Annotated in this window: 23 protein-coding genes and 3 pseudogenes; 24 read left to right on the top strand and 2 right to left on the bottom strand. The window is 68.3% G+C overall.

From position 1 onward, the window contains the following. The first annotated feature begins 63 nt into the window (after window positions 1–63). From PKO50_RS27855 to trpE, 10 genes and pseudogenes are all read left to right on the top strand, one after another. Window positions 64–2,480: pseudogene (locus PKO50_RS27855) on the top strand (PAS domain S-box protein). A 37-nt stretch (window positions 2,481–2,517) separates the two neighbouring features. Continuing rightward, window positions 2,518–3,147 carry a response regulator transcription factor gene (locus PKO50_RS27850; protein WP_109931797.1) on the top strand — a complete coding sequence of 210 codons (630 nt, stop codon included), beginning with the start codon at window positions 2,518–2,520 and terminating at the stop codon, window positions 3,145–3,147. A gap of 143 nt (window positions 3,148–3,290) precedes the next feature. After that, complete coding sequence (locus PKO50_RS27845; protein WP_275630538.1) at window positions 3,291–4,328, top strand: ABC transporter substrate-binding protein; 1,038 nt, start codon at window positions 3,291–3,293, stop codon at window positions 4,326–4,328. A 247-nt stretch (window positions 4,329–4,575) separates the two neighbouring features. Further along, a pseudogene (locus tag PKO50_RS27840) lies at window positions 4,576–5,674 on the top strand (ABC transporter ATP-binding protein). 41 nt (window positions 5,675–5,715) lie between these two features. Beyond that, entirely contained in the window at window positions 5,716–6,774 is a 1,059-nt protein-coding gene (locus PKO50_RS27835) for an ABC transporter substrate-binding protein (protein WP_275627834.1), read from the top strand. Between the two features lie 174 nt (window positions 6,775–6,948). After that, window positions 6,949–8,196 carry an ABC transporter permease gene (locus tag PKO50_RS27830; RefSeq protein ID WP_109931801.1) on the top strand — a complete coding sequence of 416 codons (1,248 nt, stop codon included), beginning with the start codon at window positions 6,949–6,951 and terminating at the stop codon, window positions 8,194–8,196. Between the two features lie 13 nt (window positions 8,197–8,209). Beyond that, window positions 8,210–9,037, top strand: a complete 828-nt coding sequence (locus PKO50_RS27825) for an ABC transporter permease (RefSeq protein WP_074984321.1) — start codon at window positions 8,210–8,212, stop codon at window positions 9,035–9,037. A 145-nt stretch (window positions 9,038–9,182) separates the two neighbouring features. Beyond that, window positions 9,183–9,857: a ribulose-phosphate 3-epimerase gene (gene rpe, locus PKO50_RS27820; protein ID WP_275627833.1), complete on the top strand. Its 675-nt coding sequence runs from the start codon at window positions 9,183–9,185 to the stop codon at window positions 9,855–9,857. Next, window positions 9,857–10,681 (top strand): phosphoglycolate phosphatase, encoded by an 825-nt coding sequence (locus tag PKO50_RS27815; RefSeq protein ID WP_275627832.1) that lies wholly within the window; start codon window positions 9,857–9,859, stop codon window positions 10,679–10,681. The genes rpe and PKO50_RS27815 overlap by 1 nt, the downstream gene beginning before the upstream one ends. A gap of 69 nt (window positions 10,682–10,750) precedes the next feature. Continuing rightward, entirely contained in the window at window positions 10,751–12,238 is a 1,488-nt protein-coding gene (gene trpE, locus PKO50_RS27810) for an anthranilate synthase component I (RefSeq protein ID WP_109931806.1), read from the top strand. A gap of 279 nt (window positions 12,239–12,517) precedes the next feature. On the opposite strand, the gene PKO50_RS27805 is transcribed toward trpE, so the two are convergent. Beyond that, entirely contained in the window at window positions 12,518–12,826 is a 309-nt protein-coding gene (locus tag PKO50_RS27805; protein ID WP_275627831.1) for a pyocin activator PrtN family protein, read from the bottom strand. 129 nt (window positions 12,827–12,955) lie between these two features. Continuing rightward, window positions 12,956–13,714: a helix-turn-helix transcriptional regulator gene (locus PKO50_RS27800; protein ID WP_253412636.1), complete on the bottom strand. Its 759-nt coding sequence runs from the start codon at window positions 13,712–13,714 to the stop codon at window positions 12,956–12,958. A gap of 394 nt (window positions 13,715–14,108) precedes the next feature. On the opposite strand from PKO50_RS27800, the gene PKO50_RS27795 reads away from it, so the two are divergent. The 14 genes and pseudogenes from PKO50_RS27795 (at window position 14,109) to PKO50_RS27730 (ending at window position 24,364) form a co-directional block, all read left to right on the top strand. Beyond that, complete coding sequence (locus PKO50_RS27795) at window positions 14,109–14,318, top strand: TraR/DksA C4-type zinc finger protein (protein WP_009615610.1); 210 nt, start codon at window positions 14,109–14,111, stop codon at window positions 14,316–14,318. A gap of 17 nt (window positions 14,319–14,335) precedes the next feature. Next, complete coding sequence (locus PKO50_RS27790) at window positions 14,336–14,695, top strand: hypothetical protein (protein WP_109932925.1); 360 nt, start codon at window positions 14,336–14,338, stop codon at window positions 14,693–14,695. Between the two features lie 60 nt (window positions 14,696–14,755). Beyond that, window positions 14,756–15,235 carry a GNAT family N-acetyltransferase gene (locus PKO50_RS27785; RefSeq protein WP_275627830.1) on the top strand — a complete coding sequence of 160 codons (480 nt, stop codon included), beginning with the start codon at window positions 14,756–14,758 and terminating at the stop codon, window positions 15,233–15,235. Between the two features lie 280 nt (window positions 15,236–15,515). Then, window positions 15,516–15,848 (top strand): phage holin family protein, encoded by a 333-nt coding sequence (locus PKO50_RS27780; RefSeq protein ID WP_089392987.1) that lies wholly within the window; start codon window positions 15,516–15,518, stop codon window positions 15,846–15,848. 29 nt (window positions 15,849–15,877) lie between these two features. After that, on the top strand, window positions 15,878–16,396 hold the full coding sequence (locus PKO50_RS27775) for a hypothetical protein (protein WP_275627829.1): 519 nt from the start codon (window positions 15,878–15,880) through the stop codon (window positions 16,394–16,396). A gap of 2 nt (window positions 16,397–16,398) precedes the next feature. Further along, window positions 16,399–16,956 carry a phage baseplate assembly protein V gene (locus tag PKO50_RS27770; RefSeq protein WP_275630537.1) on the top strand — a complete coding sequence of 186 codons (558 nt, stop codon included), beginning with the start codon at window positions 16,399–16,401 and terminating at the stop codon, window positions 16,954–16,956. Window positions 16,957–17,056: 100 nt separating this feature from the next. Beyond that, window positions 17,057–17,383, top strand: a complete 327-nt coding sequence (locus PKO50_RS27765; RefSeq protein ID WP_275627828.1) for a GPW/gp25 family protein — start codon at window positions 17,057–17,059, stop codon at window positions 17,381–17,383. Beyond that, a complete protein-coding gene (locus tag PKO50_RS27760) occupies window positions 17,380–18,270 on the top strand; it encodes a baseplate J/gp47 family protein (RefSeq protein ID WP_275627827.1) in 891 nt (296 codons plus the stop codon). Before PKO50_RS27765 ends, PKO50_RS27760 begins: the two co-directional genes overlap by 4 nt. Beyond that, window positions 18,263–18,877 (top strand): phage tail protein I, encoded by a 615-nt coding sequence (locus PKO50_RS27755; RefSeq protein WP_275627826.1) that lies wholly within the window; start codon window positions 18,263–18,265, stop codon window positions 18,875–18,877. Before PKO50_RS27760 ends, PKO50_RS27755 begins: the two co-directional genes overlap by 8 nt. Next, window positions 18,868–19,794 (top strand): annotated as a pseudogene (locus tag PKO50_RS27750) (phage tail protein); the annotation flags it as partial. The gene PKO50_RS27755 and the pseudogene PKO50_RS27750, both read left to right, overlap by 10 nt. A gap of 491 nt (window positions 19,795–20,285) precedes the next feature. Then, on the top strand, window positions 20,286–21,443 hold the full coding sequence (locus tag PKO50_RS27745; RefSeq protein ID WP_275627825.1) for a phage tail sheath family protein: 1,158 nt from the start codon (window positions 20,286–20,288) through the stop codon (window positions 21,441–21,443). 12 nt (window positions 21,444–21,455) lie between these two features. Then, a complete protein-coding gene (locus tag PKO50_RS27740; protein WP_275627824.1) occupies window positions 21,456–21,959 on the top strand; it encodes a phage major tail tube protein in 504 nt (167 codons plus the stop codon). A gap of 10 nt (window positions 21,960–21,969) precedes the next feature. Next, a complete protein-coding gene (locus PKO50_RS27735; RefSeq protein WP_275627823.1) occupies window positions 21,970–22,281 on the top strand; it encodes a phage tail assembly protein in 312 nt (103 codons plus the stop codon). Between the two features lie 154 nt (window positions 22,282–22,435). Then, on the top strand, window positions 22,436–24,364 hold the full coding sequence (locus tag PKO50_RS27730) for a phage tail tape measure protein (RefSeq protein ID WP_275627822.1): 1,929 nt from the start codon (window positions 22,436–22,438) through the stop codon (window positions 24,362–24,364). The last annotated feature ends 27 nt before the right edge of the window (window positions 24,365–24,391 follow it).

Here is a 24,391-nt window from a genome sequence, read left to right as displayed (position 1 = left end):
GGCCTTACCGGGTTCCCCTCGCCATGGGGTAATGTAGCTGCGCTTTTTTCTCGGGGAGCGGGCATGGGACGACTGTGGTGGAGCGCCGTGGCGGCGTTCCTGTTGTGCATTCCATTGTGGGGCGCGGCGCAGGAGGTGCCGGCCGGCGTGCCCCTGGATGCCGCCCAGCGCGCCTGGCTGCAGGCGCACCCGCAGCTGCGCGTCGGCGTGGTCCTGGATGCGCCCTACGCCCAGCAGGACCGGCGCCTGCAGCAGCTCTCCGGCGCCCACGTCGAGCTGCTCGACTGGATCGCCGGCGCGCTGCAGGTGAGCCTGCAGTGGCGCGTCTATGCCGACCAGGACGAACTGGAGCGTGCCGCGCGCGCCGGAGAAGTCGACCTGGCGCCGGGGCTCGGCCAGACCCCCGGCAGCCTGCGCGACTGGCTGTTCTCCGACCCCTACCTGCGGGTGCCGCGCCTGCTCATCGGCTTCCGCGACGGCCCCGGCTCCGTCGAACTGGAGCGCCTGGGCGAGCTCGAACCCGTGGCGTTGCGCGGCCCGGGGCCGGTGTCCGACTACCTGCGCGGGACCTACCCGAGCCTCGCCCTGCAACTCACCGACAGCGACCGCGAAGCCCTGCGCCGGGTGCTCGGCCAGGACGCCGGCTACGCGGTGGTCGACGAGGCGCACCTGGCCCGCCTCAGCCGCGAGGTCGAGTTCTCCGGTTTCCGCGTGGTGGCCGACATCGGTTATCCACAGCTGCTGCGCCTGGCCACCCGCCGCGACCTGCCGGAACTGGCCGGCATCCTCGACGCCAGCCTGCGCGCCCTGCCGGCCAAGCAACTGGACCAGTTGCACGAGCGCTGGCTGCAGCCGCAGTACCCGCGCCTGGGGCAGTCCCCCGGCTTCTGGCAGAACCTCTGCATCCTCCTCGGCCTGCTGCTGGTCCTGGCCCTGGCCACCGCGCTCTGGCTGCGCCGCCAGCGCAACGTGCTGGAGCAGCGCCTGCTCGCCGCGCGCCGCGACATGGAGCTGCGCCAGGCGGCCGAGGAAGCCCTGCGCCTGACCCAGTTCGCCATCGACAGCAGCACCGTGGGCATCCTCTGGGTCAACTGGGACAGCCACGTGCGCTATGCCAACCGCGCCGCCGAGGACATGCTCGGCTATGCCCCGGCGAGGTGATAGAGCGCCCCCTGGCGGACTTCGAACCCAGCCTGGGCATGGACGCCTGGCTCGACCTCTGGCGCCGCGCGCGCAACAGCGAAGAGGGCCCGCTGAGCTTCGAAAGCCACCTGCGCCGCGCCGACGGCCAGTGGCTGCCGGCGGAGGTGTCGCTGAGTTTCCTGCGCTTCGGCGGCTCGGAATACCTGCTGGTGTTCCTCAACGATGCCACCGAGCGCCGCCGTGCCCGCGCCGCCCTGGAAGAGAGCGAAGCGCGCCTGCAGGGCATCGCCGCCAACGTCCCCGGCCTGGTGTTCCGCCTGGAGCCCAGCGCCCCGGGCGGCTCCGACTTCGCCCACCTCAGCTTCATCAGCGGCGGCAGCGAGGCCTCGCTGGGCTATTCCCCCGGCTACCTGCGCGAAAGCGGCCTGGGCATCCTCGGCCTGGTGCATCCGGGGGACCGCGACGGCTACCTGGCCAGCCAGCTGGAAGCGGTGGCCGGCGGCAAGAACTGGCACTGGCAGGGGCGTATCCTCACCCGTTCCGGCGAGCCGCGCTGGGTGGACATCAAGGCCACCGCCCGGCATCTGGAGGACGGCCGGCTGGCCTGGGACGGCGTGGTCTGGGACATCAGCGAGAACAAGCAGATCGAACTGGAGCTGGCGCAATCACGGGCGCAGCTGCGCGAGCTGTCGGCGCACCTGGAGAGCGTGCGCGAGGAAGAGAAGGCGCGCATTGCCCGGGAAGTGCACGACGAGCTGGGCCAGGTGCTGACCGTGCTCAAGCTGGAAACCTCCATGTGCGAGCTGGGCTACGGCGAGCTGGACCCGGGCCTGAGCGAACGCCTGGGCAACATGAAGAAGCTCATCGCGCAACTGTTCCAGCTGGTGCGCGACGTGGCCTCGGCCCTGCGCCCGCCGATCCTCGACGCCGGCATCGGCTCTGCGCTGGAGTGGCAGGCGCGGCGCTTCGAGACGCGCACCGGCATCCCCTGCCTGGTGGAGGTGCCGGAGAACCCGCCGCGCCTCGGCGACGCCAAGGCCATCGGGCTGTTCCGCATCCTCCAGGAGGCGCTGACCAATGTCATGCGCCACGCACAGGCGCATACTGTCGAACTGGCCCTGCGGGTGGAGGGCGACGAACTCTGCCTGAGCATCAGCGACGATGGCCGCGGCTTCGATACCGCGGCGGCCTGGGGCGGCAGCTCCTTCGGCCTGGTCGGCATGCGCGAGCGCGTACTGATGCTCGGTGGCGAGCTGGAGATCGACAGCCAGCCGGGGGAGGGCAGCAGCCTGCGGGTGCGCGTGCCGCTGGATGCGGGGGAGTTGCCGGAGGCGTGAAGGGCCGGCGCGGTTTTGTCTGTTCGGGGAGGGCAGCGTGATTCGAGTACTGGTGGCCGAAGACCACACCATCGTCCGCGAGGGCATCAAGCAACTGATCGGCATGGCCAAGGACCTGCAGGTGGTGGGCGAGGCCACCAACGGCGAGCAGTTGCTCGAAACCCTGCGCCAGGTGCCCTGCGAGGTGGTCCTGCTGGATATCTCCATGCCCGGCATGAACGGCCTGGAGGCCATCCCGCGGATTCGCGCGCTGAACGAGCCGCCGGCGATCCTCATGCTGTCCATGCACGACGAGGTGCAGATGGCCGCCCGCGCGCTGAAGATCGGCGCCGCCGGCTACGCCACCAAGGACAGCGACCCGGCGCTACTGCTCACCGCCATCCGCAAGGTCGCCAGCGGCGGCCGCTACATCGACCCCGAACTGGCCGACCGCATGGTCTTCGAGGTCGGCCTGACCGACTCGCGGCCGCCCCACGCGCTGCTGTCCGAGCGCGAGTTCTCGGTGTTCGAGCGCCTGGTCAAGGGCGAGGGCGTGAACGAGATCGCCCAGCACCTGGCGGTCAGCAGCAAGACCATCAGCACCCACAAGGCGCGGCTGATGCAGAAGCTCGGCGCGCACTCGGTGGCCGACCTGGTCAAGTATGCGGTGGAGCACAAGCTGGTCTGAGCTGGTGCGCGGCGGGGTGATTCCGCCAGCGCTTATGTGAGTCCCTTCCGGTTTTTGCAACGCCCGGCTACCTCGCCGGCTGGCGAAAGGGAATCATTGCCCGCTCAGTGGGGTATCTCATCAGAACAAGGAGAAAAGGGATGTTGTTGCGAGCGGTACGGGGCGGGCTGCTGGCCGGCCTGCTGGGGACTGTCGCCACGCCGGCGCTGGCGGACTACGTGACGGTGATTTCCTTCGGTGGGGCCAACAAGGCGGCCCAGGAGAAGGCCTTCTACGAACCTTTCAAGGCGGCCACCGGCACGGCGGTGGTGCACGGCTCCTATAATGGCGACCTGGACAAGCTCAGGCAGATGGTGGAGATCAGCCATGTGTCCTGGGACGTGGTCGAGGTGGAGGCGCCGGAACTGGCCCGCGGCTGCCAGGAAGGCCTGTTCCAGAAGCTCGACCAGCGCCTGATCGGCGACCCCGCCGACTACGTGCCCGGCGCGGTGCAGCCCTGCGGTGTTGGCGTCTTCGTCTGGACCACCCTGTTGGCCTACAACCAGGACAAGCTGCAGGGCAAGCCGCAGGGCTGGGCCGACTTCTGGGACCTGAAGAAGTACCCGGGCAAGCGCGGCCTGCGCTGGGGCGCCAAGTACAGCCTGGAATTCGCCCTGATGGCCGACGGCGTGGCGCCCAAGGACGTCTACCAGGTGCTCGGCACCCAGGGCGGCGTCGACCGCGCCTTCCGCAAGCTCGACGAGATCAAGCCCTACATCCACTGGTGGAAGTCCGGGCAGGACCCGGTGCGCGACCTGTCCGACGGCACCGTGGTCATGAGCTCCGCCTACAATGGCCGCATCGCCGCGGCCCAGCCCGAGCAGAAGGGCCTGCGCATGGCCTGGGCCGGCGGCATCTACGACTTCGACTTCTGGGCGCTGCCGTCCGGGGTGTGGAAGAAGGAGCTGGCGGAGAAGTTCATCGCCTTCGCCAGCCAGCCGGCGCAGCAGAAGGTCTACGCGCAGAACATCGCCTACGGCCCGACCAACCGCAAGGCGGTGGAACAGCTCGACCCGCAGGTGGCCGCCAACCTGCCCACGGCGCCGGCCAACATGGCCGACGCGCTGGGCATGAACGTGGCTTTCTGGGCCGAGCATGGCGACGCCCTGGAGAAGCGCTTCCAGGACTGGGCCAAGCGCTGAGACGCTGCGCGATCTGCTTCGCTCCGCTCCGGAGCGGGCAAACGGTCGCTATTGGATATGCCGGTGTCGCAACCAATGCGGCACCGGCTTTCTGCGACTGATAGCCACACTTTTCGTGTAGGGATCGCCCTACAGGCGATCCTCTTCTACCCTTATAACAACTTCTCTTCCCGCCCGATTTGCGCGCACCGCAGGCTTCTCTAGTCTTGCTTCACGGCAATTTCTTACAAATACAAAAGGTGCGGTTATGGCCGAGACTCAGGCGAACGATGTGCTGGTCAGCTTCCGTGGCGTCCAGAAGAGCTACGACGGCGAGACACTCATCGTCAAAGACCTCAACCTGGATATTCGCAAGGGCGAATTCCTCACCCTGCTGGGCCCGTCCGGTTCCGGCAAGACCACCAGCCTGATGATGCTGGCCGGTTTCGAAACCCCCACCTCCGGCGAGATCCAGCTGGCCGGCCGCTCCATCAACAACGTCCCCCCGCACAAGCGCGACATCGGAGAACTATGCCCTGTTCCCGCACATGACCGTGGCCGAGAACCTGGCCTTCCCGCTGTCGGTGCGCGGCATGAGCAAGACCGACGTGGCCGAGCGCGTCAAGCGCGCGCTGTCCATGGTCCAGCTCGACGCCTTCGGCGGGCGCTACCCGGCGCAGCTCTCCGGCGGCCAGCAGCAGCGCGTGGCCCTGGCCCGGGCGCTGGTCTTCGAGCCGCAGCTGGTGCTGATGGACGAACCCCTGGGTGCGCTCGACAAGCAGCTGCGCGAGCACATGCAGATGGAGATCAAGCACATCCACCAGCGCCTGGGCGTGACCGTGGTCTACGTGACCCACGACCAGGGCGAGGCGCTGACCATGTCCGACCGCGTGGCGGTCTTCCACCAGGGCGAGATCCAGCAGATCGCACCGCCCCACGAACTCTACGAACACCCGCGCAACTCCTTCGTGGCCAACTTCATCGGCGAGAACAACCGTATCGCCGGGCAGTTGCACAGCCACGACGGTGAGCGCTGCGTGGTGACACTGGCGCGCGGCGAGAAGGTCGAGGCGCTGGCGGTCAACGTCGGCCAGCCCGGCGACGCCGTCAGCCTGTCGATCCGCCCCGAGCGGGTGCGCCTGAACGGGCACAGCGAGAGCTGCGTGAACCGCTTCTCCGGCCGTGTGGCCGAGTTCATCTATCTTGGCGACCACGTGCGCATCCGCCTGGAGGTTTGCGGCCGCACCGATTTCTTCGTCAAGCAGCCGATCGCCGAGCTCGACCCCGCGCTGGGCGTGGGTGATGTGGTACCGCTGGGCTGGGCCGTGGAGCACGTGCGTGCCCTCGACCCGCTCTCGGCGGCCTGATTCGAAGAAAAACAAACCAGCACACTGTGGAGAGAAGAATAATGTCGAAGTCCCCGTTCCACCCGTCGAAGACCGGCCTCAAGCTCGCCGCGCTGACCCTCGGCCTGGCCTGCGCCGCGCAGTCCATGGCGGCCACCGACCTGACCGTGATCTCCTTCGGCGGCGCCAACAAGGATGCCCAGGCCAAGGCCTTCTACCAGCCCTTCGAGAAAGCCACCGGCAACAAGATCGTCGCCGGCGAGTACAACGGCGAGATGGCCAAGGTGAAGGCCATGGTCGACACCAACAGCGTGACCTGGGACCTGGTCGAGGTGGAGTCGCCGGAACTGGCCCGCGGCTGTGACGAAGGCATGTTCGAGGAAATCGACCCGGCCATCCTCGGCAAGGCCGAGGACTACGTTCCGGGCGCCGTGAGCAACTGCGGCGTGGGCTTCTTCGTGTGGTCCACCGTGCTGGCCTACAACGCCGACAAGCTCAAGACCGCCCCCACCGGCTGGGCCGACTTCTGGGACCTGAAGAAGTACCCGGGCAAGCGCGGCCTGCGCAAGGGCGCCAAGTACACCCTGGAATTCGCCCTGATGGCCGACGGCGTCGCGCCCAAGGACGTGTACAAGGTGCTGGCCACCAAGGAAGGCCAGGACCGCGCCTTCAAGAAGCTCGACGAGATCAAGCCGAGCATCCAGTGGTGGGAAGCCGGCGCCCAGCCGCCGCAGTACCTCGCCTCCGGTGACGTGGTGATGAGCTCGGCCTACAACGGCCGCATCGCCTCGGTGCAGAAGGAAAGCAACCTGAAGGTCGTGTGGAACGGCGGCATCTACGACTTCGACGCCTGGGCCATCCCGAAAGGCGACAAGAAGAAGGAAGAGGCCCTGAAGTTCATCGCCTTCTCGGTCAAGCCCGAGCAGCAGAAGATCTACGCCGAGAACATCGCCTACGGCCCGGTGAACAAGAACACCGTGAGCCTGCTGGACAAGGGCGTGCAGGCCAACATGCCGACCACCCCGGAAAACATCGCCAACCAGGTGGGCATGGACGTGACCTTCTGGGCCGACTACGGCGAGCAGCTGGAACAGCGCTTCAACGCCTGGGCCGCCAAGTAAGGCAGGCCCCGCCGCCCGCACGGGCGGCAACCGCGGCGATGTCGCCACGGCCCGCAGGCCCTGCGGGCCGCTCCCGCCGGGGAAAGCGCCCGGTGCGGCGGCGCTCGCCGTGACACACCCGATACACCACACCTTGGCCGCCCTCGCGGGCGGCCCGTTTTACCGGAGTTCGCTATGGCCACCGCTGTGTCCTTGAACGAGGTCGCCGGCCCCACCCTGAAGCAGCGCCTGGCGCGTGCGGAGCGGATGAACCGCCTGAAGTCCCAGGCGCTGGTCCTGCCGCTGCTGCTGTTCCTCCTGCTGACCTTCCTGGTGCCGATCGCCGCGCTGCTCTACAAGAGCGTGTACAACCCCGAAGTGGTCGGCTCGCTGCCCAAGACGGTCAACGCCATCACCACCTGGGACGGCAAGTCGCTGCCGCCGGACGCGGTCTACCAGGCCCTGAGCGAAGACCTCTATGCCGCGCGCAAGAATCAGACCATCGGTGACCTCTCCAAGCGCCTGAACATGGAACTGGCCGGCTACCGCAGCCTGATGGCCAAGACCGCCCGCGCCCTGCCGTTCAAGGAGCAACCGGCTTCCTACAAGGACGCCATGGAGACCATCGACGAGCGCTGGGGCGATCCGGCCTACTGGCAGGTGATCCGCCGCAACGCCAGCAGCATCACCCCCTATTACCTGCTCGCGGCCCTCGACCACCGCATCGACGACCTCGGCGAACTGGCCCCGGCCACCCCGGACCAGTCCATCTACCTGGACATCTTCGCCCGCACCTTCTGGATGGGCGCGGTGATCACCATCATCTGCCTGCTGCTGGCCTACCCGCTGGCCTACCTGCTGGCCAACCTGCCGACGCGCAAGAGCAACCTGCTGATGATCCTGGTGCTGCTGCCGTTCTGGACCTCCATCCTGGTGCGCGTGGCGGCCTGGATCGTGCTGCTGCAGTCCGGCGGGCTGATCAACGGCGCGCTGCTCAAGCTGGGCCTGATCGACCAGCCGCTGCAACTGGTGTTCAACCGCACCGGCGTTTACATCGCCATGGTGCACATCATGCTGCCGTTCATGATCCTGCCGATCTTCAGCGTGATGAAGAGCATCTCGCCCAGCTACATGCGGGCGGCCATCTCCCTGGGCAGCCACCCGTTCGCCGCCTTCTGGAAGGTCTACTTCCCGCAGACCGTGGCCGGCGTCGGCGCCGGGTGCCTGCTGGTGTTCATCCTGTCGATCGGCTACTACATCACCCCGGCCCTGCTGGGCAGCCCGAACGACCAGATGGTCAGCTACTTCGTCGCCTTCTACACCAACACCACCATCAACTGGGGCATGGCCACGGCCCTGGGCGGCCTGCTGCTGTTCGCCACCCTGGTGCTGTACGTGATCTACGGCTGGCTGGTGGGCGCGAGCCGCCTGCGCCTGGGCTGAGGAGAAAAAGAAGATGCTGAGTCCCTACATGTCCCCGGTCGAGCGCGTGTGGTTCTACACCCTGCGCATCCTCTGCGGCCTGGTGCTGCTGTTCCTGGTGCTGCCGGTGCTGGTGATAGTGCCGCTGTCGTTCAACTCCGGCACCTTCCTGGTCTACCCGCTGCAGGGCTTCTCGCTGCGCTGGTACGCCGACTTCTTCCACAGCGCCGAATGGATGCGCTCGCTGACCAACAGCATGATCGTGGCCCCGGCGGCCACCCTGCTGGCGATGGTCTTCGGCACCCTGGCGTCGATCGGCCTGACCCGCGGCGAGTTCCGCGGCAAGGCCCTGGTGATGAGCCTGGTGATCTCGCCGATGGTGGTCCCGGTGGTGATCATCGGCGTGGCCGCCTACCTGTTCTTCGCCCCGCTGGGCCTGGGCAACAGCTACATCTCGCTGATCATCGTGCATGCGGTGCTGGGCGTACCCTTCGTCATCATCACGGTGTCGGCGACCCTGCAGGGCTTCAACCAGAACCTGGTGCGCGCCGCCGCCAGCCTCGGCGCGCCGCCGGTGCTGACGTTCTTCAAGGTGACCTTGCCGCTGATCGCCCCGGGGGTGATCTCCGGCGCGCTCTTCGCCTTCGCCACCTCGTTCGACGAAGTGGTGGTGACGCTGTTCCTCGCCGGCCCCGAGCAGGCCACCCTGCCGCGCCAGATGTTCAGCGGCATTCGCGAGAACCTCAGCCCGACCATCGCCGCCGCGGCGACCCTGCTGATCGGTTTCTCGGTCCTGCTCCTGCTGACCCTGGAATGGCTGCGCGGCCGCAGCGAGAAACTGCGCACCGCGCCCACCACCTGATCCTCTGCTCTTTGTAGGAGCGAGCTTGCTCGCGAACCAATGTTCGCTAGCAGGCTCGCTCCTACAACCATTGCCTCGATCCCCCTCGCTCGCTCCGAGCGGCTACAATGCGCGCCATCCGTGATTCCGCCCACAGAGGTGCGCCATGCAACCCTACGCCATCGCCCCGTCGATCCTCTCCGCCGACTTCGCCCGCCTGGGCGAGGACGTGGACAAGGTGCTCGCCGCCGGCGCCGACATCGTCCACTTCGATGTGATGGACAACCACTACGTGCCGAACCTGACCATCGGCCCGATGGTCTGCTCGGCGCTGCGCAAGTACGGCGTCACCGCGCCCATCGACGTGCACCTGATGGTATCCCCGGTGGACCGCATCATCGGCGACTTCATCGAGGCCGGCGCCACCTACATCACCTTCCACCCCGAAGCCAGCCAGCACATCGATCGCTCCCTGCAACTGATCAAGGACGGCGGCTGCAAGGCCGGCCTGGTGTTCAACCCGGCCACCTCGCTGGACGCGCTCAAGTACGTGATGGACAAGATCGACATGGTCCTCTTGATGAGCGTGAACCCCGGCTTCGGCGGGCAGAAGTTCATCCCCGGCACCCTCGACAAGCTGCGCGAGGCGCGCGCGCTGATCGACGCTTCCGGCCGCGACATCCGCCTGGAGATCGACGGCGGGGTGAACGTGAAGAACATCCGCGAGATCGCCGCGGCGGGCGCCGACACCTTCGTCGCCGGTTCGGCCATCTTCAACGCCCCCGACTACGCCGAGGTCATCCGCGCCATGCATGCCGAGCTGGCGCAGGTCGGCAAGTGATGAGCGCCGCCCAAGCGCTGTTCGCCGGGCGCCTGCCGCGCCTGGTGATGTTCGACCTGGACGGCACCCTGGTGGACTCGGTGCCGGACCTCGCCGCCGCGGTGGACAAGGCCCTGCTCGCCATGGGCCGGGCTCCCGCCGGGCTGGAGCAGGTGCGCCACTGGGTCGGCAACGGCGCCCGGGTCCTGGTGCGCCGCGCCCTGGCCGGCGGCATCGAGCATGACGGCGTCGGTGAGGAAGACACCGAACGCGCCCTGGCGCTGTTCATGGACGCCTACGCCGGCAGCCACGCGCTCACCGAGGTCTACCCGGGCGTGGTGGACACCCTGAAGTGGCTGAAGAAACAGGGCGTGGAGCTGGCGCTGATCACCAACAAGCCCGAGCGCTTCGTCGCCCCGCTGCTGGACGAGATGGGCCTGGGCAAGTTCTTCCGCTGGATCGTCGGCGGCGACACCCTGCCGCAGCAGAAGCCCGACCCGGCCGCGCTGCTGTTCGTGATGAAGGCCGCCGGCGTCGCGCCGGGCGAAGCGCTGTTCGTCGGCGATTCGCGCAACGACGTGCTGGCCGCCAAGGCCGCCGGCGTGCGCAGCGTCGGCCTGACCTACGGCTACAACCACGGCCGGCCGATCGCCGAGGAACAGCCGAGCCTGGTGCTGGATGACCTGCGCCAACTGCTGCCTTGCTTCGACCCGGGCAAAGCGATAGTGTTGCCGGACGACGGTTCCAACCCCGCCCATCGAGACCCCAACGTGCTGGATACGGCTCCCCGCAAACTCTGGATGAAAGTCATCAAGGCCCTGGCCCGCTGGCGCTGGCGCGCCTGACATTCCTCCGGCCGGACTTCCCGGCGCCCGTTTGCACCGCCCGATCCGAATCACTGCTCGAGACCGCTCATGAACCGCGACGCATTCCAGCGGCTGGCCGCCGAAGGCTACAACCGCATTCCCCTGACCTGCGAAACCCTCGCCGACTTCGACACCCCGCTGTCGATCTACCTGAAGCTCGCCGACGGCGCCAACAGCTACCTGCTGGAATCGGTGCAGGGCGGCGAGAAGTGGGGCCGCTACTCCATCATCGGCCTGCCGTGCCGCACCGTGCTGCGGGTGTACGGCCACAGCGTGAGCGTCAGCGTCGACGGCGTGGAAAGCGAACGCTTCGACTGCGAGGACCCGCTGGCCTTCGTCGAGCAGTTCAAGGAGCGCTACCGCGTGCCGACCCTGCCGGGCCTGCCGCGCTTCAATGGCGGGCTGGTCGGCTACTTCGGCTACGACTGCGTGCGCTACGTCGAGCCGCGCCTGGCGCAGTGCCCGAACCCGGACCCGCTGGGCAACCCGGACATCCTGCTGATGGTTTCCGACGCCGTGGTCGTCTTCGACAACCTGGCCGGCAAGCTGCACGCCATCGTCCTCGCCGACCCGGCCGAGGCGGACGCCTACGACAAGGGCCTGGCGCGCCTGGAGCAATTGCTGGAGCGCCTGCGCCAGCCGATCACCCCGCGCAAGGGCCTGGACTTCGCCGCGGTCAACGCGCCCGAGCCGCAGTTCCGCGCCAGCTTCACCCGCGAGGACTACGAGCGCGCGGTGGACACCGTCAAGGAATACATCCTGGCCGGCGACTGCATGCAGGTGGTGCCGTCGCAGCGCATGTCCATCGACTTCAAGGCCGCGCCCATCGACCTGTACCGCGCGCTGCGCTGCTTCAACCCGACGCCCTACATGTACTTCTTCAACTTCGGCGACTTCCACGTGGTGGGCAGCTCGCCGGAGGTGCTGGTGCGCGTGGAGGACGGCGAGGTCACCGTGCGCCCGATCGCCGGCACCCGCCCGCGGGGCGCCACCGAGGAAGCCGACCGCGCCCTGGAGCAGGACCTGCTGTCCGACGCCAAGGAGATCGCCGAGCACCTGATGCTCATCGACCTGGGCCGCAACGATGTCGGCCGCGTGTCGCAGACCGGTTCGGTGAAGGTCACCGAGCAGATGGTCATCGAGCGCTACTCCAACGTCATGCACATCGTTTCCAACGTCAACGGCCAGCTCAAGCCCGAGCTGAGCGCGATGGACGCCCTGCGCGCGATCCTCCCGGCCGGCACCCTGTCCGGCGCGCCAAAGATCCGCGCCATGGAAATCATCGACGAGCTGGAGCCGGTCAAGCGCGGCGTCTACGGCGGCGCCGTGGGCTACCTGGCGTGGAACGGCAACATGGACACCGCCATCGCCATCCGCACCGCGGTGATCAAGAACGGCGAACTGCACGTGCAGGCCGGCGGTGGCATCGTCGCCGACTCGGTGCCGGCGCTGGAGTGGGAAGAAACCATCAACAAGCGCCGCGCCATGTTCCGCGCGGTGGCCCTGGCCGAGCACACCGCGCGTCTCGAAGACTGAGCGCTGTCGTCGTAACGCAGAACGCCGTTTCCCCGGGAGGGGAGACGGCGTTTTCGTTTGTGCTCGCAGGTTTCCCCGTAGGAGCGGACCTTGTCCGCGATAGCCGTAACCACCGGCGCGATTCGCGGATGAGATCCGCTCCACAGTTCCTGGGAGGCGGGTGTACCGAGGAGCTCGCTCCTACGAAAAAACGTGCCGTGCTTCCCTGGAGCTGTAGGAGCGGGCCCTGCCCGCGAATCGCGCGCAGGGCGCGCTCCTACGTGGCGACGGCATATTCGCTTACACTTGCTGCCCCGCGCGGCGCCGGGCCAGGGCGGCGTCGGCCAGGCTGGCGCGCTGCTCGACGTAGGCCGCCAGGTGGTCCACCGCCACGTACTGCATGGCCTTGTGGCTGTCGTCCAGGGTGGTCACCGGCAGGGCGATGCGCCCGCAGGCCAGGGCCTTGCCGAAGTTCTCCCGGTTGAGGTTGCGGAACCAGCGCTCGCGCACCTGTTCCAGGGGCACCAGCACGTCGCCGAAGATCTGGTAGACCAGCGCCACGGTCTCCTGGCGTGGCGCCGGTTGGGTGTCGGGGGTCGACAGCAGCATGGCTTCCTCCTGCTCGCGGTTGTCGTTCGATGGAGGAAATATAGCTTTTGTTGTTTTTCCTGGCAATCGCCACGGGCCGCCTTTCATCCGGGCAGAAGAAACCCCGCCGTGGCGGGGTTCTTCCGGGCTTCAGCGAACCAGCGTGGGCGCGCGGCGGTGGCGCACCGTCGACCACCAGAACACCCAGCCGATGATGCTCAGCTGGCTGGCCTGGATGGCCTGGGCGTCGTATTCCTCGTCGCCGTACTCGTCGCGGTTGAAGCTGCGCAGGCGGATGCCGCCACCGGGCAGGCGGTAGAGGAATTTCACCCGCAGCATGCCCTCGTGCTCCAGGGCGTAGATCTCGCCGTCGGTGATGTGCGTGGTCGCCGTATCGATGCCGATGGTGGAGCCGTCCATGATCAGCGGCTCCATGCTGTTGCCGGTGAGCTGGGCGCAGATGGCCGCGTCCGGGTCGACCCCGGCGGCGCGCAGGGTGGCGTAGGAGAAGCGCAGCTTGCGCCCCTCGATCTGGCGCACCGCGGTGCGCCCGGCGCCGGCGGACATTTCCACTTCCTTGTACAAGGGCAGTTCCACCTCGTCTTCGTCCAGCGGCGTGCTGTTGTCCCAGGGGTGCAGCGGCTCCAGGCGCAGCGGGCTGCCGTCGGCCGGTGGCGTGGCGGCCTGCGGCGAGCCTTCGCCGGTCCCCAGCCAGACCGGCGAGACGCCCAGGGCCGCGGCGATCTCGATCAGCTTGCGGGTGCTCTGCGCCTTGCCGGCGGTCAGCTTGTGGATGGTGTTCTGCGAGACCCCTGCCGCTTCGGCGAGGCTCTCCTGCTTGAGGTTGCGCGCGGCCATGGCCTGCTTGAGGCGCTCGGCGAGCGTGGAGGGGCGGGCTGTGCTGTTCATGGCGGCACTCTACCGCCCGTCCCGGGGAAGTGTAAATAGCTTTGGTGTTGACGATAAATAGCTTTGGTTGTAGTTTTCTCTTCGCCGGCCTTCTGAAGGTTGTTTCCGAGCCGGCGGCGGACGCGGTCCGACACGAGGGTGCCGGCGCCTCCGTCTTCCACGGCAGGGAAGCCGTGGGTTGCCTGCGGCCCGTGCGTCACGGGGCAGGTTGCCGGCGGAGGCGGGCGAGGAGCGCACCGCCTCCGCATGACGAGTGGCGCCACCTGGGCGCCACATATCGACAAACAGCACGCGAATGACCTGGCATCGCGGCCGCGGGGCGGCACGCGCAGGGCGGGTCGTCGCCCGGAGAAAAGCATGAACGCACCAGCGCAACACCACGGGGAGGCCGCCCATGGCTGACCTCGCCGACTACGCCAACGACCTGGCCCTGGAACGCCTAGACGCCCTGCTGGCGGCACGGCGCGGCAGCGAGCCGGAGCCCGCCGCCGCCGACTGCCAGGTCTGCGGCGAGCCCATCCCCGAGGCCCGCCGCCTGGCGGTGCCCGGCTGCAACCGCTGCCTGGACTGTCAGGCCCTGGATGAACTGGAACGGCGCCGCTGAAGGCGCGGGAGGTGGACGTGATCAAGCCGATCGATGAAATGCTCAGGCTCTGGGCCGAGGAAATGCACAGCCCGGGCGTGGCCGGTGGCGGCTATGCCGGCGGCAACCTGCTGGCGCTGATGATCGCCAACAAGGGCGAGATGATCCGCGGCACCCGTGGCAGCCGGGTGCTGCTCGACCGCGTCGCCGAGCTGGACCTGGTCGTCAACGGCCTGCCCGAGCAGCAGAAGCAGGTGGTCAGCGAGCACTACCTGAACCGCGACAGCGCGCCCGAGCAGAAGTACCGCCACTGCCGCTGCAGCCGCAACACCTTCTACCTGCGCCTGCACGTGGCGCACCAGAGCATCCAGGCCCGCCTGCTGCGCCGCGTGGCCTGACCCCTACGGGCCCGGCCCTGCGCCGGGCTTTCCATGCGCCGCTGCGCTATGCTCGCGGCCATGCACAGCCCCTCCCTCACCCTGCGCCCCGCGAGCCCGGCCGATGCCGAGGCGATCCTGCGGATCCTCGGCGAAACCTACGAAACCACCTGGAAACCCCAACTGACCGCCGAGGCGCGAGCGCGCTTCGAAGCGGCGGGGAGTACCCGCGCCTACGTCCAGGAGCGCCTCGGGCATTTCCACCTGGCCTGCCTGGGCGGCGAGGTCATCGGCCTGGTCAACTGGCGCGACGATTTCATCGATGCCCTGCACGTCTCGCCCCGTGCCCAACGCGCCGGCGCCGGCAGCGCCCTGCTGCGCTTCGCCGAACGGCGGATGGCCGCGGCCGGCCACGCGCAGGCGCGCCTGGAGACCGACACCTTCAACACTCAGAGCCGCGCCTTCTACGCCAGGCACGGCTACGCGGAAATCGACTTCTACCCCGACGAGGAATGGCACAGCGGTTTCACCACGGTGCTGCTGAGCAAGCCCCTGGGCTGAATCGCAGTGCATCGCCGGTGCGTTGCCGGTGCATTGCCCACCTATTGCGGTGCCAGGGCGCAAATGCCTTGTCCGGCCGGGAATCGGGGGGTACAAAGTCATCAATCTTGCAAAGGTGCGTCCCCAGGGAGCACCGCTGAAAACCTCGTCGAGCCCGGCCTTAGCGCCGGGCTTTTTCGTTTCCGCCGTCCGCTTTCGCGGCCTGCGACCGTAATCCCCGGCTGGCTGATAGCCGCCGGTTCCGCCCGCCGGCGCGGGCGTTTGTCTTCAAGGTGAGCCCATGGGCAATGAACCCGAGATGCCGCTGTGGGTATCGATCCTGCTGGCCGCCGTGGGCGGCGTCAGCGGCGAGATGTGGCGGGCCGACAAGGCCGGCCTGGGCGGCTGGGGGCTGCTGCGGCGCCTGGCGCTGCGCTCCGGCGCCTCGATCGTCTGCGGCGTGGCGGTGATGTTCCTGGCCCTGGCCTGCGGCGCCTCGCTGCTGCTCAGCGCCGCTGTCGGCAGCCTGACCGCGGCGGCCGGCGCCGAGATCGCCGTCGGCCTCTACGAGCGCTGGGCCGCCCGCCGCCTCGGCGTCTGCCGGTTGCCGGACGACGAGCGCGAACGCCGCTGAATGCATCAACACAAGGAAAGGGAGGCGCCATGCCTGACCAGGAACTGACCCTAGAAAGCCTGCTGGCTGCCATCGAGCAGCGGCTGCGCACCGCACTGCCGAGCTCGGTGCAGATAAGCCGCGGCCCGCTGGGAACCGCCACCCCGGCGTTGCCCGCGCTGCTGCTGGAATACGCCGCGCTGGCGCCGGGCCGCGACCCCGGCACCGGCGAGACGGCGCTGCTGTGCCGGCTGCAGGCACGCCTGCTAGTGCAGCACGACGATGCCGAGGCGGAAGTGCTGGCGCTGCAGCTGGCTTCGCTGATCGCCGTCCTGCTGCGTGCGCAGACCTGGGACCTGCCGCTGGAGCCGGCCGGCTTCGTCCAGGCCCGGCCCGAAGCCAGCGAGGCCTACCGCGTCTGGCTGCTGGAGTGGGACCAGCCGGTGCTGCTGGGCACGCCGGAATGGCCCTGGGAGGACCTGCCGCTGGGCTCGCTGCTGCTGGGCATCGAGCCGCAGACCGGCCCCGGCCATGAAACCGACTACTTCGCCCCGGAGGACCTGGCATGAACCTGACCTACGTGAGCGCCGAGCACGACCGCATGCTCGCCTCGCTGATCGTGCCCTGCGTGGTAGTCGCGGTGGACCTGGCCGCCGCCCGGGTGCGAGTCAGCAACGGTGAATGGACCAGCGCCTGGGTTCGCTGGCACGCCCAGGGCGCCGGCCCCGCGCGGCACTGGCGGGCGCCGGGCATCGGCGAGCAGGGCGTGCTGCTCAGCCCGTCCGGCGTGCTGGCCATGGGCACCTTCGTGCCCGGCCTGTACGGCGACGCCGGCGCCCCGGCGGACAGCCGCGACCACGTCGAGACCTGGCGCTTCGCCGACGGCGGCAGCCTGAGCTACGACTGGGCTGCGCACCGCTACAGCATCGAGCTGCCCGGCGGCAGCGTCACGGTCAAGGTGGGCGGCGCGCAGGTACTGGTCAGCGACGCCGCGGTCAGCGTCAAGGCCGGGCAGATCAGCCTGCAGGGCGAAGTGGCCATCCAGGGCAACCTGGCGGTGCAGGGCAACGTCACCAGCAGCGGCTCGATCATGGACACCACCGGCAACAGCAACCACCACACCCACTGAACCGCCATTTTCATCCACAGGCCCGCCGCGTGCGGGCCTCTTCGTTTCTGGAGAACAGCATGGGCAAGCACAACCGCCCGCCACAGGGGAGGGCGCGGCCATGATCGGCATGGACAGGCGCAACGGCCAGCCCCTGGGCGGCCTGGCGCACCTGAAACAGTCCGTCGAGGACATCCTCGGCACGCCCCTGGGCAGCCGGCGCATGCGCCCGGAGTACGGCAGCCAACTGCGGCGCATGGTCGACCTGCCGCTCAGCGAGGGCTGGAAGAGCGCGGTGCAGGCCGAAGTCGCCCGCTCCCTCGGGCGCTGGGAGCCACGCATCCGCCTGCAGTCGGTGAAGGTCAGCGCGGTGCTCGATGGCCGCGTCAGCCTGCTGCTGAACGGGCTCTACCAGGGTGACGGCTTCCAGCTGGAGGTGCAGGCATGAGCATCATCGACCTGTCGCAGCTGCCGCCGCCGGACGTGGTGGAAAGCCTGGACTTCGAGAGCCTCTACCAGGAACTGCTGGAGGCCTTCCGCGCGGCCGTGGGCGAAGGCTGGGACGCCGCGCTGGAGTCCGATCCGGTGGTCAAGCTGCTGGAGCTGGCGGCCTACCGTGAGCTGTTGCTGCGCGCTCGGATCAACGACGCCGCGCGGGCGGTGATGCTCGCCTACGCCACGGGCAGCGACCTCGAGCAACTGGCCGCCGGCTATAACGTGGCGCGCCTGGTGATCCAGCCCTCCGATCCGTCGGCGGTGCCGCCAGTAGAGGCGGTGCTGGAGAGCGACGACTCGCTGCGCAACCGCACCCAGCTGGCCTTCGACCAACTGTCGGTGGCCGGGCCGCGGAATGCCTACGTGGCCTTCGCGCTGGGCGCCGACGGGCGCATAGCGGATGTTTCGGCCATCAGCCCCGCACCTTGCGAGGCGCTGATCAGCGTGCTGTCCCGCGAGGGCGACGGCAGTGCTTCCGAGGACATCCTCGAGGCGGTGCGCCAGGCGCTGTCCGACGAGGACGTACGGCCGGTGGGCGACCGCGTTACCGTGCAGTCGGCCAGCATAGTGGCCTACCAAGTGCAGGCGGTGCTCTACATCTACCCGGGGCCAGAGGCCGAGCTGATCCGCCAGGCGGCGGAGGCCTCGCTGCAGGGTTACATCGCCACCCAGCGCCGGCTCGGCCGCGACATCCGCCGCTCGGCGCTGTTCGCCGCGCTGCACGTGGAAGGCGTGCAGCGGGTGGAGCTGGCGCAGCCGGCCGCCGACGTGGTGCTGGATGCCACCCAGGCCGCCTATTGCACCGGCTACGCCATCAGCGTGGGAGGTTCCGATGAGTAGCCGGCTGCTGCCCAGCAACGCCACGCCGCTGGAGCGGGCGCTGGCGGACGTGCAGGTGAGCGACCTGCCGATCCCGCTGCGCGAGCTGATGGACCCGCAGAGCTGCCCGCTGGCGCTGCTGCCCTACCTGGCCTGGGCCTGGTCGGTGGACCGCTGGGACCCGTACTGGGCCGAGCCGGTGAAGCGCAAGGCGATAGCCGCGGCGTTCCGCATCCACCAGCACAAGGGCACCATCGCCGCGCTGCGCCGGGTGATCGAGCCGCTGGGCTACCTGATCGAGGTGATCGAGTGGTGGCAGGGCACGCCCATGGGTGAGCCGGGCACCTTCCGCCTGCGCATCGGCGTGCTCGACAGCGGTATCAGCGAAGCCATGTACCAGGAGGTGGAGCGCCTGATCGACGACGCGAAGCCGCTGACCCGCCACCTCATTGGGCTGGACATCAGCCTGGAAACCCAGGGGCCGGTCTACATCGGCTCCGGCCAATACGACGGCGACATCACCACCGTCTACCCCTACCTCCCGGACGTCATCGAGACCCGCGGCGGCTACGGCCTGCCCGGCCGGGAACACACCATCGACCAACTGAGCGTCTACCCATGGCCGTGACCTACTACGCACTCCTGACCACCATCGGTGCCGGCAAGCTGGCGAATGCCACTGCGCTGGGCACCACCCTGAAAATCACCCAACTGGCCGTCGGAGACGGCGGCGGCAACGTCCCGACCCCGGACGCCAGCCGCACCGCGCTGGTCAACGAAGTCCGCCGCGCGCCGCTGAACCAGCTGAGCATCGACCCGGCCAACGCCGCGCAGATCATCGCCGAGCAGGTCATCCCCGAGGACGTCGGCGGCTGGTGGATCCGCGAGATGGGCCTGTACGACGAGGCTGGCGCACTGATCGCCTACGCCAACTGCGCGCCGTCCTACAAACCGCAACTGGCCGAAGGCAGCGGGCGCACCCAGACCGTGCGCATGGTGCTGATCGTCAGCAATACCGCCTCGGTGGAGCTGAAGATCGATCCGAGCGTGGTGCTGGCTACCCGCGAGTATGTGGATAGCGCCATCGTCAGTGCGATGAACAAGCTGGATCAGAAACAGTCGGTGCGTGCTTCGACTACGGCGAATATCACCCTGAGCGGTTTGCAGACGCTGGATGGCGTGGCGCTGGCTGCTGGCGACCGGGTGCTGGTGAAGAACCAGACCAACGCGCCGGACAACGGCATCTACCTGGCGGCCAGTGGCGCCTGGAAGCGGGCGGGGGATGCTGACGAGAGCAGCGAGGTGACGCCGAACCTGACGGTAGCAGTGGAGGAGGGCAGTACGCAGGCGGACAGCATTTGGCAATTGACTGCAAATGCACCGATCGTACTGGGGGCCACTGCGTTGGTGTTCCAGAACATCACTACCGGGTTGGCGCCGTTGGCTTCGCCGGTATTTACCGGTATACCAACTGCCCCTACTGCTGCAGTCGGTACCAATACTACTCAGTTGGCAAACACGGCATTTGTTCAGGCAGCTTTTTCAAGGTTTTCCAGCTCATCCCAAATAGCGCTTCCATTAGTCAATGGTTTTTACAATAGGGGAGTAAGCGGCTACTGGACTGCCAATGGAAATCTTTACCTTAATGTCAATATAGGTAGAGCAACTTTGGCGGCGGGTAATAGTGTCGCTTTTACTCTTCCGGTTGGCGCAAGGCCTAAGTACCAGCTTGGTGGCGTCGGAAGCTTTTCAGCCGATGATCCTCTCTTTTTGGGCGTCTTCACATGGAGCCTGAATACTGATGGTACATTTGTGATTGTATATTCGATTCTCGCTCCTGCTGGCAGTAAAGGATGTGGCTATGGCATGAATCTATGCACTCAACTGGCTTGATAATGCTGGTTTTCTATTGGAGTGCTTGCAGTGAAAACTGTTTTAAATCTTAGTTCGTTTTAGCAGAACCCTATCTGACAGCTAGTTTGCGTCAGATCCACCAACCGCCTTCCGGCGGTTTTTTTATGTCTGGAGAAAACCCTATGAGCTTCTTTCACGGCGTTACCGTGACCAACGTCGACGTCGGCGCGCGCACCATCGCGCTGCCGTCGTCCTCGATCATCGGCCTGGTGGATACCTTCACCCCCGGCGCGCCGGCCACCGCCGAGCCCGATGTGCCGGTGCTGCTGACCAGCCTGCGCGAGGCGGCTGCCGCCTTCGGCGCGGGTTCTGCGATCTACAGGGCCTGCACCGCCATCTTCACCCAGTCCGCCGCGGTTGTGGTCGCGGTTGGCGTGGCCGCGGTCGAGGATGCCGCGCAGCAGACCTCCGCCATCATCGGCAGCGTCACCGAGACCGGTCAGCGCACCGGCCTGCAGGCGCTGCTCGATGGCAAGTCGCGCTTCAACGCCCAGCCGCGCCTGCTGGTGGCGCCGAAGCATTCGGCCACCCAGGCCGTGGCCACCGCCATGGACGCCCTGGCCGGCAAGCTGCGGGCCATCGCCATCGTCGACGGCCCCAACGGCACCGACGAGGCGGCCATCGCCTATGCCGGCGAGTTCGGCAGCAAGCGCGTCTACCTGGTCGACCCCGGCGTGCAGTACTGGGACACCGAGGCCAGCGCCACCGCCGATGCCCCGGCCTCCGCCTACGCCGCCGGGCTGTTCGCCCGCACTGATGCCGAGTACGGCTTCTGGTCCTCGCCGTCGAACAAGGAGCTGACCGGCATCACCGGCACCGGCCGCCCGGTGGAGTTCCTCGACGGCGACGCGACCTGCCGCGCCAACCTGCTGAACAACGCCAACGTCACCACCATCATCCGCGACGACGGCTACCGCCTGTGGGGCAACCGCACCCTGTCCAGCGACGCCAAGTGGGCCTTCGTGACCCGCGTGCGGACCCTCGACCTGGTGATGGACGCCATCCTCGCCGGGCACAAGTGGGCGGTGGACCGCGGCATCACCAAGACCTACGTCAAGGACGTCACCGAGGGCCTGCGCGCCTTCATGCGCGACCTGAAGAACCAGGGCGCGGTGATCGACTTCGAGGTCTACGCCGACCCGGAACTCAACACCACCAGCCAGCTGGCCCAGGGCAAGGTGTACTGGAACATCCGCTTCACCGACGTTCCGCCCGCCGAGAACCCCAACTTCCGCGTGGAAGTGACCGACCAGTGGCTCACCGAAGTCCTCGACGCCTAAGGAGCGCACCCCATGATTCCGCAAACCCTGAGCAACACCAACCTGTTCGTCGACGGCGTCAGCTTCGCCGGTGACGTGCCCTCGCTGACCCTGCCCAAGCTGAGCATCAAGACCCAGGACTACCAGGCCGGCGGCATGGACGCGCCCATCGCCCTGGACATGGGCCTGGAGAAGATGGAGGCGAAGTTCTCCACCAATGGCGCCCGCCGCGAGGCGCTGAACTTCTTTGGCCTGGCCGACCAGGGCGGCTTCAACGGCGTGTTCCGCGGCTCCTTCAAGGGCCAGAAGGGCGATGCCGTGCCGGTGATCGCCACCGTCCGCGGCATGCTCCAGGAAGTCGACCCGGGCGACTGGAAGGTCGGCGAGCTGGCCGAGTTCAAGTTCAACGTGGTGGTCAGCTACTACAAGCTGGAGGTCGACGGCCGCGAGGTCTACGAGATCGACCCGCTGAACTCGGTGCGCCGCATCAACGGCGTCGACCAACTGGCCGCCCTGCGCGGCCACCTCGGCCTGTGAGGTGCGCGCCATGACCCAAGCACAACCGGCCTGGCTCAGCCTGGGCGCCGACGCCGCCACCGTGCGCCTGTCGCGTCCGGCGCAATGCAACGGCGTCAGCGTCGACAGCCTGAGCCTGCGCGCGCCCACGGTGCGCGACATCCGCCTGGCCACCCGCGTCGGCGGCGATGCGGAGGAGCGCGAACTGCAACTGTTCGCCTCCCTCGCCCAGGTCAGCGCCCAGGACCTGGAGGGCCTCAAGCTCAGCGACTACCAGCGGCTGCAGAGCGCCTACTTTCGCCTGGTGCGCGAAGACGGCGACGAGCCCGGCGCGGATGCGTGAGCTGGCGCGGCGCCTGGCCCGCGAGCTGGGCTTCGGCGCCGCCGACCTCGACGGCATGAGCCAGGGCGAGCTGCTCTGGTGGCTGGGCGAGGACGCGGCCTGAGGGCGCGGGAGCGGCACGGGCCGCTCCCGCCTTTGATGGATGGGATGAGCGATGAGCGAGAAACAGAAGATCAGCATCATGCTCGGCGGGGTACTCGACGCCAGTTTCGGGGCGGTCGTGGCGGACGCCGGAGCGCGGCTGGAAGCGCTCCGGCGTGGCGGCGAGCGTGCCTTCGACCTGCAGGGCCTGGTCGGCGAAACCCGCCAGCTGCAGGCGGAATACCTGCGCCTGCACCGCATCGGCGACGCCCAGGCGGGCATCACCCTGCGGGCACTGGAAGGCAACCTGGCGCTGCTCAGGCGGCAAGGCCTGGAGGTGGGCAACCTGGCGAAGCTGTATGACCGCCTGGGCCGCAGCGTGCGTGGCAGCGAGCTCCGCGCCCAGGGCTGGCAGCAGCTGGAGAGCGCCGGCCGACGCCTCGGCGAGCTGGGCAGGTTCGGCAGCGCCATGGGCGTGCCTATCGGCATCGCCGCGGACTACCAGGCGCGCATCCGTGCCCTGGCGATCCGTGGCGGTATCGCTGGCACCGCGCAGGAGCAGCAGCTGTCGCAACGGGTGCAGGAAAGCGCGCAACAAAGCGGGATGAGTCGGGAGGACAGCGCGAGCCTGCTCGCTGCGCTGATGGACCGAGGCATGCGGCAGCAGGACGCCCAGGCGCTCCTGCCGCTGGCGGCGAAGTTCGCCCGCAGCCAGGGCGCCGGGCTGGACGACACCGCGGCGCTGCTGCGCAACCTGCAGCTGAAGGCCGGCATCGAGGCACCCGCCGAACTGGCGAAAACCCTGGACGCCCTGGCCTTCCTCGGCCAGCAGGGCGAGTTCGAGACGGCGGACCTGGCGCGTTACCTGCCGGACCTGCTGTCCAGGGCGCGCCCGCAAAAGGGGCAGGGCCGCGAGGCCGTCGTTCGCCTGGGGGCCATGCTGGCGCTGCAGATGCGCAAGAGCGGCTCGCCCGAAGAGGCGGCCGAAAGGGTTGGGGAAGGGCTCAAGGGGCACCTGCCGGCCTCGGGTGGCGGGGAGGCCTTGCAGCACCTGCAAGGACAGGCCCTGCAGGCCAGCGGAGTGGTCGACAACGTTCTCCTCCAGCGCAACGACACGACCTCGGCTCGCATTGGTGCGGCGCGGGCGTCCGGCGAGAGCCTGCTGGGGGCCGTCGGCGATGCGCTGGTGCCCTATGTGGACCCCGCGCTGGAGATGGGCTCCGAGGCTTTCCGCCGCGCTACCCAAGTGGTCAACGACAACCCCGGCGTGGTGGCCTCGGCGGTCGGCCTGTTCGGTGCCTACAAGGGCGCTCGGGCGTTGTTCGATGCGGGGCGCGGGGCGGTGAACCTGGCCAGGGGCGGCCTGCTCGGCGCGGGAGCCGGAAAGCTGCCGGAAATCGCGTCGCTTGCAGGCAACACGGCGAGTGGAGCAGGGGCTGCGCCGCCCGCCGTGCTCGACGCGGCCGGCAAGGGCGGCGCGCGATTGGCCCATGGCGGTCGCCTGCTGTTGCGCGGTGCGGCGCCGCTGAGTGCCGGGCTGGCCGTGCTGGGAGCCGTGGAAACCTACGCCAGCGACGGGTCTGCCCAGGAGAAGGGCGAAGGCTACGGCGGTGCCGCCGGCGCCCTGGTGGGAACCGCGCTGGGCGCTGCCGTGGGCTCGATAGTCCCGGTGGTGGGCACGGCCATCGGCGGCGCGCTCGGCGGCCTGCTGGGCGAGAAGCTCGGCGGCTGGGGCGGCGGCAGGCTCGGCGCCTGGCTGGGCAAGGACAGCGCGGCGGCGAAGGCCGAGCGTATGCCCGAGCCGAAGCTGCCGCCCGCCGCGCCGACGCTACCGCCGGTGCAGAACTGGCACTTCTCCCCGCAGATCACCCTGAACGTCGGTGGCGGCCTGTTCGAGCCGCGCCTGCTGGCCGAGCAACTACTGCCGCAACTGCGCCGGTTGCTCGACGAATTCAACAGCCGCCAGCGCAACGACAGCCTGTTCGACCTGCCGAGGCTCTGAACGGCGACATGACGAATGAGGAGCCAC

The sequence above is a fragment of the Pseudomonas sp. 273 genome, assembly GCF_029201425.1.
Taxonomy (GTDB): Bacteria; Pseudomonadota; Gammaproteobacteria; order Pseudomonadales; family Pseudomonadaceae; genus Pseudomonas; species Pseudomonas delhiensis.
The sequence above is the reverse complement of the archived record's forward strand: the minus strand, read 5'-3'. Positions and strand labels throughout refer to the sequence as shown.

Bases quoted from the DNA above. Each gene is read 5' to 3' on its own strand.
- PKO50_RS27835 (WP_275627834.1), top strand. From the start codon at position 5,716: ATGTCGAAGTCCCCGTTCCACCCGTCGAAGACCGGCCTCAAGCTCGCC.
- PKO50_RS27830 (WP_109931801.1), top strand. From the start codon at position 6,949: ATGGCCACCGCTGTGTCCTTGAACGAGGTCGCCGGCCCCACCCTGAAG.
- PKO50_RS27825 (WP_074984321.1), top strand. From the start codon at position 8,210: ATGCTGAGTCCCTACATGTCCCCGGTCGAGCGCGTGTGGTTCTACACC.
- rpe (WP_275627833.1), top strand. From the start codon at position 9,183: ATGCAACCCTACGCCATCGCCCCGTCGATCCTCTCCGCCGACTTCGCC.
- PKO50_RS27815 (WP_275627832.1), top strand. From the start codon at position 9,857: ATGAGCGCCGCCCAAGCGCTGTTCGCCGGGCGCCTGCCGCGCCTGGTG.
- trpE (WP_109931806.1), top strand. From the start codon at position 10,751: ATGAACCGCGACGCATTCCAGCGGCTGGCCGCCGAAGGCTACAACCGC.
- PKO50_RS27805 (WP_275627831.1), bottom strand. From the start codon at position 12,826: ATGCTGCTGTCGACCCCCGACACCCAACCGGCGCCACGCCAGGAGACC.
- PKO50_RS27800 (WP_253412636.1), bottom strand. From the start codon at position 13,714: ATGAACAGCACAGCCCGCCCCTCCACGCTCGCCGAGCGCCTCAAGCAG.
- PKO50_RS27795 (WP_009615610.1), top strand. From the start codon at position 14,109: ATGGCTGACCTCGCCGACTACGCCAACGACCTGGCCCTGGAACGCCTA.
- PKO50_RS27785 (WP_275627830.1), top strand. From the start codon at position 14,756: ATGCACAGCCCCTCCCTCACCCTGCGCCCCGCGAGCCCGGCCGATGCC.
- PKO50_RS27780 (WP_089392987.1), top strand. From the start codon at position 15,516: ATGGGCAATGAACCCGAGATGCCGCTGTGGGTATCGATCCTGCTGGCC.
- PKO50_RS27775 (WP_275627829.1), top strand. From the start codon at position 15,878: ATGCCTGACCAGGAACTGACCCTAGAAAGCCTGCTGGCTGCCATCGAG.
- PKO50_RS27765 (WP_275627828.1), top strand. From the start codon at position 17,057: ATGATCGGCATGGACAGGCGCAACGGCCAGCCCCTGGGCGGCCTGGCG.
- PKO50_RS27760 (WP_275627827.1), top strand. From the start codon at position 17,380: ATGAGCATCATCGACCTGTCGCAGCTGCCGCCGCCGGACGTGGTGGAA.
- PKO50_RS27755 (WP_275627826.1), top strand. From the start codon at position 18,263: ATGAGTAGCCGGCTGCTGCCCAGCAACGCCACGCCGCTGGAGCGGGCG.
- PKO50_RS27745 (WP_275627825.1), top strand. From the start codon at position 20,286: ATGAGCTTCTTTCACGGCGTTACCGTGACCAACGTCGACGTCGGCGCG.
- PKO50_RS27740 (WP_275627824.1), top strand. From the start codon at position 21,456: ATGATTCCGCAAACCCTGAGCAACACCAACCTGTTCGTCGACGGCGTC.
- PKO50_RS27735 (WP_275627823.1), top strand. From the start codon at position 21,970: ATGACCCAAGCACAACCGGCCTGGCTCAGCCTGGGCGCCGACGCCGCC.
- PKO50_RS27730 (WP_275627822.1), top strand. From the start codon at position 22,436: ATGAGCGAGAAACAGAAGATCAGCATCATGCTCGGCGGGGTACTCGAC.